General features: G+C 45.7%; 15 protein-coding genes and 1 pseudogene. 12 read left to right on the top strand and 4 right to left on the bottom strand.

All coding sequences use genetic code 11. The features are described from left to right. Positions 1-204 precede the first annotated feature (204 nt). Together C1S73_RS04390 and C1S73_RS04385 are read left to right on the top strand one after the other, a co-directional pair. Positions 205-462, top strand: coding sequence for a hypothetical protein (locus C1S73_RS04390; RefSeq protein WP_038867037.1), 258 nt, complete (start codon positions 205-207; stop codon positions 460-462). Positions 463-620: 158 nt separating this feature from the next. Beyond that, a complete protein-coding gene (locus C1S73_RS04385) occupies positions 621-1,649 on the top strand; it encodes a metal-dependent hydrolase (RefSeq protein WP_038867038.1) in 1,029 nt (342 codons plus the stop codon). A gap of 128 nt (positions 1,650-1,777) precedes the next feature. Here C1S73_RS04385 and miaE read toward each other — a convergent pair whose 3' ends face one another. Both miaE and C1S73_RS04375 read right to left on the bottom strand, forming a co-directional pair. Then, positions 1,778-2,557, bottom strand: coding sequence for a tRNA isopentenyl-2-thiomethyl-A-37 hydroxylase MiaE (gene miaE, locus C1S73_RS04380; protein ID WP_038867040.1), 780 nt, complete (start codon positions 2,555-2,557; stop codon positions 1,778-1,780). A gap of 123 nt (positions 2,558-2,680) precedes the next feature. After that, positions 2,681-3,445, bottom strand: a complete 765-nt coding sequence (locus C1S73_RS04375; protein WP_038867041.1) for a hypothetical protein — start codon at positions 3,443-3,445, stop codon at positions 2,681-2,683. A gap of 354 nt (positions 3,446-3,799) precedes the next feature. Between C1S73_RS04375 and cysB the strand changes: the two genes are divergently transcribed. Both cysB and C1S73_RS04365 read left to right on the top strand, forming a co-directional pair. Further along, positions 3,800-4,774 carry an HTH-type transcriptional regulator CysB gene (gene cysB, locus C1S73_RS04370; RefSeq protein WP_038867045.1) on the top strand — a complete coding sequence of 325 codons (975 nt, stop codon included), beginning with the start codon at positions 3,800-3,802 and terminating at the stop codon, positions 4,772-4,774. Positions 4,775-4,827: 53 nt separating this feature from the next. Further along, entirely contained in the window at positions 4,828-6,024 is a 1,197-nt protein-coding gene (locus C1S73_RS04365) for a methyltransferase (protein WP_038867047.1), read from the top strand. Between the two features lie 93 nt (positions 6,025-6,117). Here C1S73_RS04365 and ald read toward each other — a convergent pair whose 3' ends face one another. Continuing rightward, the gene (gene ald, locus C1S73_RS04360; protein WP_038867050.1) at positions 6,118-7,242 is read right to left on the bottom strand and encodes an alanine dehydrogenase; all 1,125 of its coding nucleotides are present in this window, start codon (positions 7,240-7,242) and stop codon (positions 6,118-6,120) included. A gap of 156 nt (positions 7,243-7,398) precedes the next feature. Here ald and lrp point away from each other — a divergent pair, with 156 nt between their 5' ends. From lrp to C1S73_RS04320, 8 genes and pseudogenes are all read left to right on the top strand, one after another. Beyond that, positions 7,399-7,893 (top strand): leucine-responsive transcriptional regulator Lrp, encoded by a 495-nt coding sequence (gene lrp, locus C1S73_RS04355; RefSeq protein WP_009842652.1) that lies wholly within the window; start codon positions 7,399-7,401, stop codon positions 7,891-7,893. Positions 7,894-8,044: 151 nt separating this feature from the next. Continuing rightward, on the top strand, positions 8,045-11,314 hold the full coding sequence (locus tag C1S73_RS04350; protein WP_038867054.1) for a DNA translocase FtsK: 3,270 nt from the start codon (positions 8,045-8,047) through the stop codon (positions 11,312-11,314). Positions 11,315-11,388: 74 nt separating this feature from the next. Continuing rightward, positions 11,389-12,015, top strand: a complete 627-nt coding sequence (gene lolA, locus C1S73_RS04345; RefSeq protein WP_038867055.1) for an outer membrane lipoprotein periplasmic chaperone LolA — start codon at positions 11,389-11,391, stop codon at positions 12,013-12,015. Positions 12,016-12,081: 66 nt separating this feature from the next. Then, on the top strand, positions 12,082-13,371 hold the full coding sequence (locus C1S73_RS04340) for a replication-associated recombination protein A (RefSeq protein WP_239032711.1): 1,290 nt from the start codon (positions 12,082-12,084) through the stop codon (positions 13,369-13,371). A gap of 91 nt (positions 13,372-13,462) precedes the next feature. Continuing rightward, on the top strand, positions 13,463-14,770 hold the full coding sequence (gene serS, locus C1S73_RS04335; protein ID WP_038867058.1) for a serine--tRNA ligase: 1,308 nt from the start codon (positions 13,463-13,465) through the stop codon (positions 14,768-14,770). Between the two features lie 366 nt (positions 14,771-15,136). Continuing rightward, a complete protein-coding gene (locus C1S73_RS04330) occupies positions 15,137-15,709 on the top strand; it encodes an ATPase (RefSeq protein WP_227740524.1) in 573 nt (190 codons plus the stop codon). Further along, positions 15,703-16,142, top strand: a pseudogene (locus tag C1S73_RS04325) (hypothetical protein). The gene C1S73_RS04330 and the pseudogene C1S73_RS04325 overlap by 7 nt, the downstream one beginning before the upstream one ends. A 122-nt stretch (positions 16,143-16,264) precedes the next feature. Further along, on the top strand, positions 16,265-16,531 hold the full coding sequence (locus C1S73_RS04320; protein ID WP_005437185.1) for a DksA/TraR family C4-type zinc finger protein: 267 nt from the start codon (positions 16,265-16,267) through the stop codon (positions 16,529-16,531). A gap of 104 nt (positions 16,532-16,635) precedes the next feature. On the opposite strand, the gene bioA is transcribed toward C1S73_RS04320, so the two are convergent. Next, positions 16,636-17,913, bottom strand: coding sequence for an adenosylmethionine--8-amino-7-oxononanoate transaminase (gene bioA / locus C1S73_RS04315; protein WP_038867061.1), 1,278 nt, complete (start codon positions 17,911-17,913; stop codon positions 16,636-16,638). Positions 17,914-18,041: the final 128 nt, after the last annotated feature.

The following is an 18,041-nucleotide window of genomic DNA, read 5'->3' as shown; positions in this document are numbered from 1 at the left end:
TTGGGAAGATGTGAATGTGTGTCTTTGTACTTCAGAGCGGTAAATTGTTTAAGCAGGTGAGTATCTTTTTGTCGTAAGTTCGTTTCATGTTTTGCTAATAAATGACTTTAGGCTGCAATAACGTTGTCATGTTTGGTCTATAAGTTGTGCGACTTGAAAGCCCAACAGCATGGCGGGCAACGCAAACTTTTAGATTGGAACCCCATGACACGAGCAGTAAATCAAACCGATGAAGCCATCATCAAATTGTTGCAGAGCCAAGGCCTTATTAAAAGCGAAGCTGAAGCGCGATTAAAGAAAGACGTGTACCGTTTACACCCGAGTGAAATCGAAAAAGTGAAAAATTACGCTCAACACTTTGGCATTAGTGCGAAAGAGAAATTGATTGATGAGATTTTAGATCTTCGACGTGAAGCGTTAATCAAGAAAATCTCCCGCCAAGAGACTGCTTTTTTTAAGTAAGTCACCTTCAAACTATCAAAGGCATTTGATCGCCCCTTTGTGTGTAAAAGTAAGTAAATAAGAGACATAAAGTGGGTGACTGGTTTGACACATATGGAAATGCGTTTTAGTTTTCGAACCAATCAATCTTTGTCATGAATGAGTATAGATAGCGGGATATGGATTCAATCACACAAGCTGCACTAGGAGCGACCGTCGCTGGCGCGATCGCAGGGAAGCGCTGCAACGCAAAGGTGCTATTAATGGGGGCTGCCCTCGGGACCTTGCCAGATCTGGATGTGATTCTGGACTATGGCGATGCCGTGCAAAACACAATTAAGCATCGTGGTTTTAGTCACTCTTTACTTGTTTTGCCTCCTTTCGCTTTGCTGATTTCTTGGCTCTATTGCCGCTGGCGACCAGATACGTTTTGGACACTTTCTCGTGTGTTCTTTTTAACCGTGAGCGTGTTCGTTACCCACACTTTGTTGGATGCAATGACAACGTATGGCACGCAGTTGATTTGGCCATTTGAGGGCTATTTTGAGCTGCGGAACGTGTTTATTATCGATCCGCTTTACACGCTGCCTTTATTGCTGGCGATTGGTGTGGCTCTGTTTTCCAAAACTCGCGGCGGACGCTGGTGTCAGAGCGTGGTGTTGATTTCGACGCTTTATCTTGGTTGGGGTTACGCATCGCAGCAAATGATCGCGTCTCGCGTGGAACAAAACTTGAGTGCGCAGAACTTACCTAATCAACAAGTACTGATCACCCCAACACCGTTCAATACCGTTTTGTGGCGCGTCGTCGTAATGGATGACGGCCAATACTATGAAGGTTTGGCGTCAGTCCTCGATGGTAGTGACCACATTGATTTTGTCTCGCACCCGCTTGGGAGTTGGCCATTGGAAGACAAGCCAGACACATTGAAAGGGCTTAAGGCTTTCTCTCACGATTACCTAAACTACCGTATTGAAGACGATGCGTTGATTGTGACTGACTTACGTTTGGGTATGTCCAACAACTTATCGTTCGAGTTTATCTTTGCTGAGAAGGGGAAAGATGGACAATGGCAGTTATTGGAATCGACGGAGCGTTACCCAAGTGAACGTAGTTTGGATTTACTTGGCCAGCTTTGGGAAAGGCTGAGAGGTGACCAGAGTATTGATGCAAATTTACAACGTATTGAGTTGAGTGCGCGTTCTTAGTTTGCGTGTATGAGATCCCCAACTCGCACGAGCCTCGCTCTTGAGGATGAAGATACGAGATACTGGATTAGATACAGAAAAGCCGGACGTGATGTCCGGCTTTTTGCTATTTAACGTTAGGCTGCAGCCTATGCCGTTAACACTGGAACGCCACTGTGGAATTTGAAATCTTCATCTGGTGTTGAAATCAGTGCTGCTTCGATGCGACCAAATTCCGCCACACGTTCGCTGATGTCTTTACCCGCTATTTGCTCTGCCAGAATCAAGTAATCTTGATAGTGACGCGCTTCTGAGCGCAATAGAGAAACATAGAACTTCGCGATATCGTCATCCATGTGCGGAGCCAGTTTGGCGAAACGTTCACACGAGCGAGCTTCGATGTAGGCACCGATGATGAGCTTATCAATCAACGTTTCTGGCTCGTATGTCTTCATGTGCGAAATCAGCGTTTTGGCATAGCGGCTTGCCGGAATGTTTTTGTATTCCACACCACGGCTTTCCATGATTTCTAGAACTTGGTAGAAGTGGTGTAACTCTTCTTTGATCAGCAGAACCATCTTATCAATAAGATCTTGGCTGTATGGTGAATCCGACTTAGCAATGATCGCTTTAGAAATGTTGCTCTTACCTTTTAAAGTCTCGAGTGAGCCAGTTTTGCGGTAAGCGAAGTCCTCATAAGGTTTGAACCAATCAAGTAGGGCAAGTGAGCTTGCGTCGTCTACTGCGTATTTACGGATTAAAAGCATGGCAGACTGACCTGCTTTGAGTTCACACAGTAGGTGATCTACTAAAATCGTTGGCAGGTTTTCCGGTTTCTTTGCTTCCTCAACCCATTCATCTGGGGTGCTGCATTGCAAGAATTGGTTAATGGGAGCAAGAAGGTCCTGATAGGCGTCGAGATTAATCATTTTAGTTCTTAGTACGTTGTATTCTGTTTTGGTGTAACCATCGGCATCTTGAGCAAATACAAGATACAAAAAAGGCCGCAAACGCAGCCTTTAATCGAGTAGTACGAAAAGCTTGTGGAGAGTTTACCACTTTTTCTTTTCGCCGAAGAGTGCATCCATATCACTGTCGCGTTCTTTATCGGCAAGCTGCTGCATTTCTGCTTCATTCTTGTCTTGGCGTTTCTTGTCTAGGTCACCAAGCATTTCTTCCAGCTTTTGTTTTGCTTGAATCGAGTACGCATCGTTCTTTGTACTTAGGGCATCAATGCCTTTACGAAGCAGTTGCAATGCGGTGCCAGGTTGGCCACGAGCAATAGAATCGTTCGCTCGCTTGATAACGTTTTCGATGTTAATACGAATCTGCATAGTTTCCAGACGCGCGTTCTCTGTTACGTAAGTTTGCGTATCTAAACGGCCTTTGTTGTGCTCATTACGAACTGCATCACGAAGACGTTTGACGAGCTTTAACATTACAATGGCTTGTTTATCGCTGCTCGGCATTTTGAATGTGGTGCTTTCACCGTTTGCGCTGCTCTCATTCAATTGAGAAATTTGCTGCTTCATGTTTTCGATGCGCTGAACGAGCTGCTTGTTCTTTGGATCAAGGTCGCGCATGCTTTCGAGTGCATCAAGAATACGGTTGTTAAGACACAGCAGTAAGTCCTTGCTGAAAGGAATATGATGAGCGTGCCCTATGAGCTCTTCAGTACCGTCAATCAGCGCCACATAGCGAGCAGACTCCTGTCTTTTCGCGGTCTCTACTTTTACCTTGTACTGCAACATGATGTTATAGCCAAGGATCAATACCAGTAGGATGGCAACCAAAGCGATTATTAAAGTCAAATTCATATCTTTGCTTCTACTACTTGTTACTTTTCTGTGTCCAGCGTTCAAGAATACATGAATCTTATCTTTCTCGGCACCCTATTTATCTGATTATTTTGCTCCAAACACGTTTTCCTGTGGAAATCAGCAGGGAATGCGGTGAGCTCCTGAAAAAACCTATTTTTAATGATTCAACCCTTTGCATATTGGCAGCGTTGAACGGCCTTGCTATGAGCTTCGGGTATAAGTTAGAAATTACTGTTCATTTAGTTGCTAACACGTTATAACTAAACATTATATCGTGTGCATTCATATGCTCGGGAGGGCGGCCACGATGGGTATGACGTTATTATCTCGATAAATGAGTAAGGGATTACGATGAAGCTGCAACAACTGAAGTACATTGTTGAGGTTGTGAACCATAATCTGAATGTTTCTGCGACGGCAGAGAGCCTATACACATCCCAACCGGGTATCAGTAAACAGGTACGTTTGCTGGAAGATGAATTGGGTATTCAGATCTTCGAACGAAGTGGTAAACACTTAACGCAGGTGACCCCCGCTGGTGAAGAAATCGTGCGAATTTCTCAAGAGATCCTCGCTCGCGTTGAAAGCATTAAAGCGGTCGCAGGGGAGCACACCCACCCTGAAATGGGTACGCTTAACATTTCTACTACACATACCCAAGCACGTTATGCGTTGCCTGATGTGATTAAAGGCTTTACAGCGCGTTACCCGAAAGTGTCATTGCACATGCACCAAGGCACACCATCCCAAATGTCTGAGGCTATCGCGAAAGGCACGGCGAATTTTGCGATTGCAACGGAAGCGCTTCACCTTTATCAAGATGCGATCATGCTGCCTTGTTACCACTGGAATCGCTCTATCGTGGTACCAAAAGACCACCCATTAGCGAAGAAAGATAAAGTAACGATCCACGATTTGGCGGCGTATCCGCTGGTGACTTACGTATTTGGCTTTACGGGTCGCTCGGAGCTGGATACCGCATTCAACCGCGAGGGTCTAACACCACGAGTAGTATTTACCGCTACGGACGCAGATGTCATTAAGACTTACGTTCGTATGGGGGTTGGTGTTGGTGTGATTGCGAGCATGGCAGTCGATCACGACCAAGATGGCGATTTGGTGGCGATTGATGCGAGCCACTTGTTTGGTGCGAGTACGACCAGCATTGGCTTCCGTCGCGGTACGTTCTTACGCTCTTACATGTTCGACTTTATGGAGCGCTTTGCGCCGCACTTGACTCGTCCGGTTGTGGAACAGGCGATCTCGCTTAAATCCAATACGGAAATCGAAGAGATGTTTAAAGACATCGAGCTTCCGGTCAGATAACACTTCATTCAAGTTTCGATTCCCTCTACAATGCGCTCGTTGTAGGGGGAGCTATGAAAACGCAATTTCAATTTATTAATGACTGCTTAATCGAGAATCAATCGTTGTGGCGATTTGAGCCCTTTAAAAGCAGCATTCACGCATCATTACCTTGGCAAGAGCAACACCCTCAGTTGTGTCAATGGTTAGCGTCTCTTACTTCTTCTCAGATCGAAGAATACAAATCAGAACCTGAGCTTTTATTTAAGGCGATCGGAACTTGTTTACCTGATCTTGAACCGCTCGCCGCTCTTACTCGCTTAGAAACACTTTCATTAAATGGATTGGAGCTTGCTCGCGGTTTAGACAGTGGTATTCCTGGCCGCAAGTTAGAGCAAATAAGTTCGATGGGCGAAGCGGCTATTCAACATCATCACGGCAAAGAATGGTTAGAGTGGTGTTCAGGAAAAGGCTATTTAGGGCGAATTCTTACCACACAAACGAACCAGCCAGTGACGAGCTTCGAATTCCAACAAGCGCTGTGTGATTCAGGGCAACAAGCGGCGAATGAACATCGTTGGAACATGACGTTTATTCAAGGTGACGCGTTTGATTCTGCGGCAAAAGCCGTGTTCAAGCCGACACAACATGCGGTGGCGTTACACGCATGTGGTGATCTCCATGTTCGATTAATGCAGTACGGCAGCGAAAACGGCATCGCCGCGATGACAATCTCGCCTTGCTGTTACCATTTGATTCAGTCTGAGCAATATCAGCCAATGTCGGAGCAGGGCAGAGCTTCTTCTCTTTCTTTGTCTAAGCAAGAGCTTCGTATTCCTTTACAACAGACTGTGACTGGAGGTGAGCGTGTGCGCCGTCATCGTCAGCAAGAAATGGTGTTTCGCTTAGGGTTTGATTTGATCACGCGACAAGCGTTAGGGTTGACCGAATATCAACCAGTGCCGAGTATTCGTAAGTCGCAATTAAGTGATGGTTTTGAATCTTTGTGCCATTGGGCCGCAGAGCGAAAGGATATCGAGTTGACTCAAGATATTGACTTCTCGAAGTTCGAATACTTGGCTGAGCAGCGTTTTTGGCAGATGGAGCGTTTGAGTTTGGTTCAGTTGGTATTTCAACGACCATTGGAGATTTGGCTTGCTTTAGATAAAGCACTTTATCTTGAAGAACGTGGTTACCGTGTTAGATTGGCAGAATTTTGCGCTAAATCAGTTACACCTCGAAACATTTTAATTTGCGCTTATAAGTTTTAGATCTTTTTTATAATTAAATGCTCTATACAAAAAAGCCCACTTCTCAGTGGGCTTTTGTAAACAAAACGTGACAATTTGTGCGTTATTTTGTCATTAGTTGAACATTGCGATAGCTTGTGCTGGTTCAACGTATTCTAGGTCAAAGCTCTCAGCAACCTCTTTACAAGTCACTTTACCGTGGATAACGTTCAAGCCTTCTAGGAAACCGTTATCTGCTAGAAGCGCTTCACGGTAGCCTTTATTCGCGAGTTTTACGATGTAAGGTAGTGTTGCGTTGTTCAGTGCAAATGTTGATGTGCGAGCAACGGCACCCGGCATGTTAGCCACACAATAGTGAACAACTTCGTCAACGATGTAAGTTGGCTCTGCGTGTGTCGTTGCGTGAGAAGTTTCAAAACAGCCACCTTGGTCGATTGCTACGTCAACGACCGCTGCGCCTGGCTTCATCTTAGCGATGTGCTCTTTTGTTACTAGTTTAGGAGCGGCAGCACCAGGGATTAGAACTGCACCAATCACTAGGTCAGCTTCTAGAACATGCTTCTCAATCGCGTCTTCTGTAGAATAAACCACTTTCGCGCGGCCTTGGAATTCTTCGTCTAGTTTACGCAGTGTATCTACGTTGCGGTCTAGGATTGTTACGTCAGCACGAAGACCAACAGCCATACGAGCTGCGTTCGCACCAACGACACCACCGCCAACAACAACGACTTTCGCAGGCTCAACACCAGGTACACCACCTAGTAGTAAACCACGGCCACCGTGTGATTTTTCCAGCGTTTGTGCACCAGCTTGGATAGACATCCGACCTGCTACTTCTGACATTGGTGCTAACAGTGGCAAACGACCCATATTATCTGTTACAGTCTCATACGCTATACAGACAGCTTTGCTCTTGATTAGCTCATCAGTTTGTGGAAAATCTGGTGCTAGGTGTAAATAAGTAAATAAAATCTGCCCTTCGCGGAGCATTGCTCTCTCGACGGCTTGTGGTTCTTTTACTTTTACAATCATGTCTGCTTTCGCAAAGACGTCTGCAGCAGTAGGAAGAATGGATGCGCCTACAGCGATGTAATCATCGTCTGAAAAACCAATGCCGGCACCTGCATTGGTCTCAACTAAAACTTGGTGACCATGTGAGATAAGTTCTCTCACGCTAGCTGGGATCATTCCCACACGGTATTCGTGGTTTTTGATTTCCTTAGGTACGCCAATGATCATCCTGTGTCCTCTTTCTAAAATGGTTGTATTAACTGTTTGTAGGGTGTTATTGTCGAATTAATATCTAGTATAGATGTTGATTTGTAATATTTGGCACCAAATATTAAAAAGTTGTAGTATATTTTTTTGCAAGGAAGTAATAAGGTGGAATAAAAAATGGCAGAGAACTATAAGAAGCCGTCCAAGGAACTAGACCGTATCGACCGCAACATTCTTAATGAACTGCAGAAAGACGGTCGTATTTCGAACGTTGAACTTTCAAAACGTGTAGGACTTTCTCCAACGCCGTGTTTGGAGCGTGTGCGTCGCTTAGAGCGTCAAGGTTACATCACAGGTTACACTGCGCTATTAAACCCGCAGTTCCTAGATGCATCACTATTGGTATTCGTAGAAATTACGCTTAACCGTGGTGCGCCAGATGTATTCGAACAGTTTAACGCAGCTGTTCAAAAGCTAGACGACATTCAAGAGTGTCATCTAGTATCAGGTGATTTCGACTATCTTCTAAAAACCCGTGTATCTGATATGGGTGCTTACCGTCGACTACTTGGCGATACGTTACTACGTCTACCAGGCGTAAATGACACTCGCACCTACGTAGTTATGGAAGAAGTGAAGCAAAGTAACCAGCTTGTGATTAAAACTCGTTAAATTCTTGCAAAGAAAGCGGTAAATGCTTCCGCTTTCTCGATAGAGTAATTGGGTTTTTCTCTTTGATATGGTTAAATCAATTTACCGAGCGGCTTTTGCCGCTCGGAATGTTTTGCTTATTCCTAATTCATTTCCATATTCAAGTTGATTTATGTTCAAAGAGAACGCAAAGAAAGTCGAAACCATCATCAAAACCAGTGAAGAGCCTCAGTCTTCGCGTCTTAATGGCTTCCAACGCTTAAAAGAGTGCTGCTTTATCGTTGGCGTTCTTAGTTCGGTATTGTTGGCCGTTGCACTATTTACGTTTAGCCCAGCCGATCCGTCTTGGTCCCAAACTGCTTGGGGCGGAGAGATCGATAACGCTGGTGGTTTGTTCGGCGCTTGGCTTGCCGACACGCTATTTTTCACATTTGGTTCCCTCGCGTACCCACTGCCATTCTTGCTTACTGCAGGGGCATGGGTGATCTGTCGTAAACGCTCAGAGGACGATCCAATTGACCTAATGCTGTGGGGAACCCGTCTATTAGGTTTAGTTATCCTTATTCTTACCAGCTGTGGTCTTGCAGACATTAACTTTGACGACATTTGGTATTTCTCTTCTGGCGGTGTTGTTGGTGATGTGCTGACGAGTCTCGCGTTACCAACGTTGAATGTGCTTGGCACAACCTTGGTATTACTGTTCTTGTGGGGCGCAGGCTTTACGCTATTTAGTGGTATCTCTTGGTTAAAAATTGTCGAGTGGCTTGGCGATCGCGCTTTGGGTCTGATTGCTGCAGTCACTAATAAGGCACGTGGCTCAGAGCAAGAAACACTAGAACCACAATTGGATGAGTTTGTTGACGATCGTGTTATGACGAAACGTCGTGGTGACGATCTGGAAGATGAGCCGCTACCGCACTTAACCGCGTACGAAGTGGATGAACCAAAAGAGTCGGTCCCTGCGCATGAGTACCCAATCTACATGCCTCAATCCGCGGCGGCAGAACAAGCTACATCTCAGTCTGTTTCACCGAAACCGGCCGAGCCTGCTCCGCAGTCAGTTGTTATCCCTGCCTCTATTGCTCAAACTGCTGCTCAAGCGGCACCTGTTCAAGCACAGCCTGTTGAGCCCGTTCAAGCAGTAAACACTGACAACGTGGACCCAACGGTTGAACGCACTAAGCAACTTAATGTCACGATTGAAGAGTTAGAAGCCGCGGCACAACAAGCGGATGACTGGGCGGATGAAGTTCAACCAGTGCCAGTTGCACAAGAAAATGTCGCAGCGCCGATACAGCAACCTATTGAGCCGACACCTGTTCAGCCTGCTTATGCTGCGCAATCAGAACAAGCTTCATACCAAGCGCCAGTTCAACCTCAAATTGACGTTCAGGCAGAACCGTATGTGCAACCTGAGCAGACCGCTCAAACTGAACCGTTTGTGTCTGAGCCTGTTGAGCATGAATCAATGTACACTGAATACGAGCAGTTCGAAGCGGAGCAAATTCAGCAGTCTTATGTTGCTCAAGACACAGTACATCAGCAAGAAGAGCCAATGATTGATTCGGCTTCTCTTGATAACATCACTGAACAAACAGAGCCGAACCAACACATCGAACCAACGATTTCTAACTTTGATGTATTGGATGAAGAAGATGAATTCGTAGCACCGCAAACTGTTCATCAAGCTCAACCTGTTCACGCTGAACCACAGCAACCAACGGTAGCACCAACTCAGAATGTCCAACCGCAAGTTGCCGTTCAACCTCAACCGCAGGCACCTTCGGCAACGTTTGATCCTGCTCCTCAAGAAGTTGAGGTAGAAGAGGTTCAAGAAGGTGATCAAGACGTAGCAGCGTTCCAAAATCTGGTCTCGAGTGCTCAAGCGAAGGTCGCGGCGAAGCAAAACCCGTTCTTGGTACAGCAAGATCAAAACTTGCCAGTACCAGAAGAGCCACTGCCTACTCTTGAATTGTTGTACCACCCTGAGAAACGTGAAAACTTTATTGATCGTGATGCGCTAGAACAAGTGGCTCGTTTGGTTGAAACCAAGCTTGCAGACTACAAAATCAAAGCGGACGTTGTTGGGATTTACCCAGGTCCGGTTATCACTCGTTTTGAGCTAGATTTGGCTCCGGGTGTGAAAGTAAGTCGAATCTCTGGTCTATCAATGGACTTAGCGCGTGCACTTTCTGCTATGGCCGTGCGTGTTGTTGAAGTAATTCCGGGTAAACCATACATCGGTCTAGAGCTTCCTAACATGAGTCGTCAGACGGTATTTCTATCTGATGTAATCAGTAGCCCTCAGTTTGAACAAGCCACGTCACCAACAACGGTCGTTCTTGGTCAAGACATCGCGGGTGAAGCGGTGATTGCCGACATTGCGAAGATGCCTCACGTGCTGGTTGCTGGTACCACTGGTTCTGGTAAATCAGTCGGTGTAAACGTGATGATCTTGAGTATGCTTTACAAAGCGTCTCCAGAAGATCTGCGTTTCATCATGATCGACCCTAAAATGTTGGAGCTTTCAATCTACGAAGGTATTCCTCATCTTCTTTCTGAAGTTGTAACTGATATGAAAGATGCGTCTAACGCACTACGATGGTGTGTAGGCGAGATGGAGCGTCGTTACAAACTGATGTCTGCATTGGGCGTGCGTAACGTGAAAGGCTTTAACGAGAAGTTGAAGATGGCAGCAGATGCTGGCCACCCAATTCACGACCCATTCTGGCAAGAAGGCGACAGTATGGATACTGAGCCGCCGCTGCTAGAAAAACTGCCTTACATCGTTGTGGTTGTCGATGAATTTGCCGACCTTATGATGGTTGTGGGTAAGAAAGTTGAAGAACTGATTGCGCGTCTTGCTCAGAAAGCTCGTGCAGCAGGTATTCACTTAATCCTTGCGACTCAGCGCCCATCGGTTGATGTAATTACTGGTCTCATTAAAGCAAACATCCCAACTCGTGTTGCGTTTACGGTATCGACGAAGACCGACTCACGTACCATTCTTGACCAAGGTGGCGCAGAGTCGCTACTTGGTATGGGTGATATGCTTTACTTACCGCCTGGTTCTAGCCATACGACACGTGTTCACGGTGCTTTTGCATCGGATGATGATGTTCACGCGGTTGTAAATAACTGGAAAGCGCGCGGTAAGCCAAACTACATTGATGAAATCATCAGCGGTGACCAAGGTCCTGAAGCTTTACTACCGGGTGAACAAATGGAATCTGACGAAGAAGTCGATCCTTTGTTCGATCAAGTTGTGGAACACGTCGTTCAGTCTCGTCGCGGTTCTGTATCGGGCGTTCAACGTCGATTCAAGATTGGTTACAACCGAGCTGCGCGTATCGTAGAGCAACTGGAAGCACAAGGCATCGTGAGCGCGCCTGGCCATAACGGAAACCGCGAAGTCCTTGCTCCTGCGCCACCAAAAGATTAATGAACTTGTCTTACTCACCTCAGTCCAACTGAGGTGAGCAACTCTAGGTCTTTGACCCTCTGATAGGTATCTGAATGAAAAAACTATTTTCAGCGAAACTATTCTCTGCGCTTGTTTTAAGCTTCTCTCTCTTTTCAACTGCACATGCAGCGTCTCCAAAAGATGAACTAAGCAAACGCCTAGCGATGAACGAAGGCTTCAGTGCGGATTTTTCTCAACAGGTCATCAGTCCTGAAGGTGAAACCGTCATGGAAGGGAAAGGAACGGTTGAAATTTCTCGTCCAAGTCTGTTCCGTTGGAGCACCACATTCCCGGATGAGAACTTGCTTGTCTCTGACGGTAAAACGTTGTGGTACTACAGCCCATTTATCGAGCAAGTGAGTATCTACTGGCAAGAGCAAGCAACAGAGCAAACGCCATTTGTTTTGTTAACTCGTAATCGTGCAAGTGATTGGGATAACTACAAGATTTCGCAAAAAGGTGACGAATTCACCCTCATTCCTACGGCGGTAGACTCCACACAAGGTCAATTCCAGATTAATATTGATGCCAAAGGTGTGGTAAAAGGCTTCAATGTAGTGGAACAAGATGGGCAAAAAGGCTTGTTCACGTTCAACAATGTGAAGCTTGGTAAACCCAAAGCAGACAGATTTACATTCACAATTCCAGATGGTGTGGAAGTGGATGACCAAAGGAATTAATAGGTAGTGAGCAATTACACATTAGATTTCTCGGGGGACGAAGATTTTCGTCCCCTTGCTGCACGTATGAGACCGGAAACGATTGAACAGTACATCGGTCAACAGCACATTTTAGGTCCTGGTAAGCCGCTACGCCGTGCGTTAGAGGCTGGGCATATTCACTCCATGATTCTGTGGGGGCCTCCGGGCACAGGTAAGACGACGCTAGCGGAAGTGGCGGCAAACTACGCCAACGCAGAAGTAGAGCGTGTATCAGCTGTGACCTCAGGCGTAAAAGAGATTCGTGCTGCTATCGAGAAAGCACGTGAGAACAAAATGGCGGGCCGTCGTACCATCCTATTCGTGGATGAGGTGCATCGCTTCAACAAATCTCAACAAGACGCGTTTTTGCCGCATATTGAAGATGGCACGGTTACCTTTATTGGAGCGACGACAGAAAACCCATCGTTTGAGCTGAATAACGCATTGTTGTCTCGTGCTCGCGTGTACAAGCTGACGTCTCTCGACAAAGATGAAATCTCGTTAGCGTTGAACCAAGCGATCAGTGACAAAGAGCGCGGCTTGGGAAATACGCCCGCACACTTTGCTGATAACGTATTAGACCGCCTAGCAGAACTCGTAAACGGTGATGCTCGCATGTCTCTCAACTATCTTGAGCTGCTTTACGATATGGCAGAGGACAACGAGCAAGGCGAAAAAGAGATAACCTTGAGGCTGCTTGCTGAAGTGGCGGGAGAGAAGGTTTCCCGTTTCGATAACAAGGGTGATATTTGGTACGACCTTATTTCTGCTGTACACAAGTCGATCCGTGGCTCAAACCCGGATGCTGCGCTGTATTGGTCTGCGCGTATGATTGCTGCTGGCTGTGATCCTTTGTACATTGCTCGACGTTTGTTGGCGATTGCTTCTGAAGATGTAGGCAACGCTGACCCTCGCGCAATGCAAGTGGCACTGTCTGCTTGGGATTGCTTTACCCGTGTTGGTCCAGCAGAAGGTGAACGTGCTATTGCACAGGCGATCGTGTACTTAGCGTGTGCGCCCAAAAGTAATGCGGTATACGTGGCGTGGAAACAAGCGCTCACAGACGCTCATAACTTACCTGAATATGAAGTGCCGCATCACCTTAGAAATGCACCAACCAGTTTGATGAAAGACATGGGTTATGGGGCAGAGTATCGTTATGCTCACGATGAGCCTGGCGCTTACGCTGCTGGTGAGCAATATTTGCCACCTGAAATGGGCGATCGTAGGTACTATCAGCCGACAAATCGTGGTCTAGAGACCAAAATCGGCGAAAAGTTAGATTACTTGGCTACTTTAGACGCAAATAGCCCACAAAAGCGCTATGAAAAGTAGGCGTTTTTGGATACATTTGTTCAGTAAATTTTTTTAACGCGTACGCTTGGAAAGTGCGCGTGATTTCACAACAAAAAGCATAGGATTAACAATGCTGGATTCTAAATTACTTCGTACAGAGCTGGATGAAACAGCTGCTAAACTGGCGCGTCGTGGCTTTAAGCTAGACGTAGATACTATTCGTAAACTTGAAGAACAACGTAAGTCCATTCAAGTAGAAGTAGAAAATTTACAATCCACGCGTAACTCCATCTCCAAGCAAATCGGCCAAAAAATGGCGGCTGGCGACAAAGAAGGCGCAGAAGAGATCAAGAAACAAATCGGTACGCTAGGTAGCGATCTTGATGCGAAGAAAGTTGAACTTGAGCAAGTAATGGCTCAACTAGACGAATTCACGCTTTCTGTACCAAACACCCCAGCAGATGAAGTGCCAGATGGCAAAGATGAAAACGACAATGTTGAAATCTCTCGTTGGGGTGAGCCAAAGACTTACGACTTCGATCTGAAAGATCACGTTGACCTAGGTGAAATGGGTGGCGGTCTTGATTTCGCAAGTGCAGTTAAGATCACTGGTGCACGTTTCATCGTGATGAAAGGCCAATTTGCTCGTCTACACCGTGCGATCGCTCAGTTCATGTTGGACCTTCACACAGAAGAGCACGGCTACACTGAAATGTACGTACCTTACCTAGTTAACTCTGACAGCCTATTCGGTACTGGTCAGCTTCCTAAGTTTGGTAAAGACCTTTTCCACACTGAGCCGCTAGTAGAAAAAGTAAACGACGAAGAACCACGTAAACTGTCTCTAATCCCGACAGCAGAAGTACCTGTAACGAACCTAGTTCGTGACACGATTTCTGATGAAGCGGATCTACCACTTAAGATGACAGCTCACACGCCATGTTTCCGTTCAGAAGCCGGTTCTTACGGTCGTGATACACGTGGTTTGATTCGTATGCACCAGTTCGACAAAGTTGAGCTAGTACAAATTACTAAGCCAGAAGATTCAATGAACGCGCTAGAAGAACTGACAGGTCACGCTGAGAAAGTTCTACAACTTCTAGAGCTTCCTTACCGTAAAGTGGTTCTATGTACAGGTGACATGGGCTTCGGCGCTCGTAAAACTTACGACCTAGAAGTGTGGGTTCCTGCTCAAGAAACTTACCGTGAAATCTCTTCATGTTCTAACATGTGGGACTTCCAAGCTCGTCGTATGCAAGCTCGTTTCCGTCGTAAAGGCGAGAAGAAACCTGAACTTGTGCACACGCTAAACGGTTCTGGTCTAGCTGTAGGTCGTACCATGGTTGCTATTCTAGAAAACAACCAAGAAGCAGACGGTCGTATTGCAATCCCTACAGTACTTCAGAAGTACATGGCGGGCGCAACGCACATCGGTTAATTCATTAACCACTAGAACAACAAAACCCAGCCTTAGTGCTGGGTTTTTTGTTATCTGCGTCGAGTGAAAACGTACTGTTTTGTATATTAATGCACCGTTTAATGATGAGTTCGCCCAGAATCTGATAGTGCGTAACAAATGATATTTTTCTAAGTGGTTTTCAACGTGACAAGGTAATGGCTTCATTTGCCCTTATTGTTAAACGTTATGCCAGTAAATCATCTTCCATTTTTCGTAACTTTTGCGCTTACCTTACTCGTTAGTGAGAGTGTTATCGCAAGTAAACTTATCCAGCCTCAATATTTAGATCGGGAGCGAACCGATCGCTTTTTTGCGCGCGAAATAGTGCAACCTTCAAAAGAAAATATGCAGCTTCGTAATTCACTCGACTGGGGATACGAGCTTGAGTTGGCAAGTGCGGCTGGTGACACTGAATCGGTGTCTAATTGCAAAGACTTAGCTACTGCAAACTCTGCGGGCTTTACTGCGGCTAAAGCTTATGAATACGGCGCGTTTAAAGCGTATTTAACTCAGTGTCAAACATGGAGTGAGATGGCAAAGTTAGCTGCCTCTAAGCGCTCATATATATCGAAATTTAAGTTAGATGATAGCTTTCCTAGTTTAGCTCCAAGTGCGCTTGCTTTTGTTATTTCTAACGAAAGCGCTGAGAAAGCAAAGACACTATCAACGTGGGATGAAGCAGACCATATCCAAAGAACTCATGTCTCCAGTGAAGTGAGAGCAGAGTACTTCGACGCGACCGATGGCTTTCAAGTCGTTACGATTGTAGCAAAAGGTGATTACAACGCTGACGGCATCGAGGATGTCGTTATTGAGAAAGAGAATAGTGTACTCAGTGGCTCGTATTCTTCTTCACACGGCTATGTATTAACTCGCATGTCTGAGCAAGCGCGATTTACTGTGTTGGCTGAATGGTAATGACACGATTGGTGGCCACTTGGGGTTTAAGTATTGCTATGATGAGCACGTTGCTGTTGCTAGCACCTCGCATAGAAAAGTCTTTGAATGCGCGGTAAGTCAAACTATGAACTTTAGTATTTCGATAGAGCAAGGCAAAGGCGAGCTTATCTTTAATAAGTCTATTGCCAATCAAAGCCCAGTTTTACAGCGGATAAAACCTCAAGATTATCGTGTCGAACATTACCATCGAGCGTTGGTAGATGAGAAGTCTCTGGAATTTAGTATTGGTGAGCACGTCATATTAGTCAGTGAGTACTTCAGCGAGGAGTTTGATGAGGTAGAGAAGATACTCAGTGTTACTTTGAGAGAGCCTGAGCAAACGCAGTATTTTGAATGCGAGGAAGGGAGTATGAGTCACCTTGCATTGCTTTTCCAAGAGATTACAGAATGATTATTACCAAAGTGTAATAGTGTTTTCGAATTTACCCTAATTATCTTGTTATTTGTAATCGATATAATCATCCACCTTACCACGGTAAGTAGATTTTCTCATTCAAGTAACGAGGAGGGCTTATGGCCGTAGGGTGGGCAAACGACGATAGCGTCAGCCAACAAATTCAAAACACAATAGACGACGAAATTTCCCGTGTTCGTGGCAGTATCACAAAGGGTGAGAGCGCCCATTATTGCGATGAGTGTGGTGATGAGATTCCGGAAGCGCGTCGTCTTGCAATGAAAGGCGTTCGTTTGTGTATCGAATGTCAATCAACAATCGAATTGGTGTCTCAACGCCAAGCATTATTTAATCGACGAGCGAGTAAAGACAGCCAACTGCGTTAACTTTACTTTTTATCACGTGAATAGAGAAAACGGTTTGAGTTGTATACTCAAACCGTTTTAGCATTTATTCACTGAACTTGTTCTTTGTATTAGTCGAGAACGTATCAAGCGAAGCAATCTTGATGTTGAAGCGCCGCATCAATCGCGCTAACTAATTTCTCAATATCTTCCGGCTTGCTGATAAATGGCGGCATCATATAAATCAGTTTGCCAAATGGACGAATCCAAACACCGTGCTCAACAAACAGTGCTTGGATGGTTTCCATATTCACTGGGCGATGCGTTTCTACAACGCCAATGGCACCCAACCAACGGGTGTTTTTAACCAAGTCGTATTCTTCAAGTTTTGGTAGTAATTCAGAAAACAGCGTTTCTATTTGTTGAGTTTGTTGTTGCCAGTTACCTTGTTCAATTAATTCCAAACTTGCAGTGGCAACAGCACAGGCGAGTGGGTTACCCATAAAGGTTGGACCATGCATAAAACAACCAGCGTCACCACCACAAACGGTATCCGCAACGTGTTTGCTCGCCAGAGTCGCAGAGAGGGTCATGTAGCCGCCGGTGAGTGCTTTACCAACACACAAAATGTCTGGTTGAATATCTGCGTGTTCGCAAGCAAACAGTTTACCGGTACGCCCAAATCCGGTTGCGATTTCATCTGCAATCAATAACAAACCGTGTTTATCACAAAGCCTACGCACGCCTTTGAGAAATTCTGGATGGTAGATACGCATACCGCCGGCGCCTTGAACGATAGGCTCTAGAATCACCGCAGCGAGTTCTTGATGATGCGTTTCAATCTTGTGCTCAAAGTCAGCAAGATCTTCTGATTTCCACTCATCCCAAAAGCCACAAGTTGGTGACTCTGCAAAGATATGCTCAGGTAAAAAGCCTTTATAGAGGGAGTGCATCGAGTTATCTGGGTCGGTAACCGACATTGCCGCGAAGGTGTCGCCGTGATAACCGTGTCGCAAAGTAAGAAACTTTGGCCTGCGTTCGTCCTTCGCATGCCAATATTGCAGCGCCATTTTCAAGCTGACTTCTACAGCAACAGAGCCTGAGTCGGCAAGGAATACATGTTCAAGATTAATTGGTGCAAGAGATAGCAACTTCTTACACAAACTGATTGCTGGCTGATGGGTAATACCACCAAACATCACGTGGGAGACCTGATCGATTTGCTGGTGAGCGGCCTGATTTAAGTGCGGGTGGTTGTAGCCGTGGATCGTCGACCACCAAGAAGACATGCCATCGACAAGCTCTGTACCGTCTTCCAATTTAATGTGAACACCGTTTGCGGATTCTACTGGGTAGCAGGTCAGAGGTGTCAATGTAGAAGTGTAAGGATGCCAGATATGCTGGCGGTCGAAGGCGAGATCCATGTGCGATTCCAATAATAATTAAGATTAAAAAATAAACAGATGTAAACTTTGTTCTTTTGTGTTGTGTTGACAGTTTATCGAGACTCAGTAGACTGTCAACACAACAACAAAAGTGACTAAAGGAATAC

Source organism: Vibrio jasicida 090810c (assembly GCF_002887615.1).
Taxonomy (GTDB): Bacteria; Pseudomonadota; Gammaproteobacteria; order Enterobacterales; family Vibrionaceae; genus Vibrio; species Vibrio jasicida.
This window is presented reverse-complemented; position numbering and strand designations above follow the sequence as displayed.

Bases quoted from the DNA above. Each gene is read 5' to 3' on its own strand.
- C1S73_RS04390 (WP_038867037.1), top strand. From the start codon at position 205: ATGACACGAGCAGTAAATCAAACCGATGAAGCCATCATCAAATTGTTG.
- C1S73_RS04385 (WP_038867038.1), top strand. From the start codon at position 621: ATGGATTCAATCACACAAGCTGCACTAGGAGCGACCGTCGCTGGCGCG.
- miaE (WP_038867040.1), bottom strand. From the start codon at position 2,557: ATGATTAATCTCGACGCCTATCAGGACCTTCTTGCTCCCATTAACCAA.
- C1S73_RS04375 (WP_038867041.1), bottom strand. From the start codon at position 3,445: ATGAATTTGACTTTAATAATCGCTTTGGTTGCCATCCTACTGGTATTG.
- cysB (WP_038867045.1), top strand. From the start codon at position 3,800: ATGAAGCTGCAACAACTGAAGTACATTGTTGAGGTTGTGAACCATAAT.
- C1S73_RS04365 (WP_038867047.1), top strand. From the start codon at position 4,828: ATGAAAACGCAATTTCAATTTATTAATGACTGCTTAATCGAGAATCAA.
- ald (WP_038867050.1), bottom strand. From the start codon at position 7,242: ATGATCATTGGCGTACCTAAGGAAATCAAAAACCACGAATACCGTGTG.
- lrp (WP_009842652.1), top strand. From the start codon at position 7,399: ATGGCAGAGAACTATAAGAAGCCGTCCAAGGAACTAGACCGTATCGAC.
- C1S73_RS04350 (WP_038867054.1), top strand. From the start codon at position 8,045: ATGTTCAAAGAGAACGCAAAGAAAGTCGAAACCATCATCAAAACCAGT.
- lolA (WP_038867055.1), top strand. From the start codon at position 11,389: ATGAAAAAACTATTTTCAGCGAAACTATTCTCTGCGCTTGTTTTAAGC.
- C1S73_RS04340 (WP_239032711.1), top strand. From the start codon at position 12,082: ATGAGACCGGAAACGATTGAACAGTACATCGGTCAACAGCACATTTTA.
- serS (WP_038867058.1), top strand. From the start codon at position 13,463: ATGCTGGATTCTAAATTACTTCGTACAGAGCTGGATGAAACAGCTGCT.
- C1S73_RS04330 (WP_227740524.1), top strand. From the start codon at position 15,137: ATGCAGCTTCGTAATTCACTCGACTGGGGATACGAGCTTGAGTTGGCA.
- C1S73_RS04320 (WP_005437185.1), top strand. From the start codon at position 16,265: ATGGCCGTAGGGTGGGCAAACGACGATAGCGTCAGCCAACAAATTCAA.
- bioA (WP_038867061.1), bottom strand. From the start codon at position 17,913: ATGGATCTCGCCTTCGACCGCCAGCATATCTGGCATCCTTACACTTCT.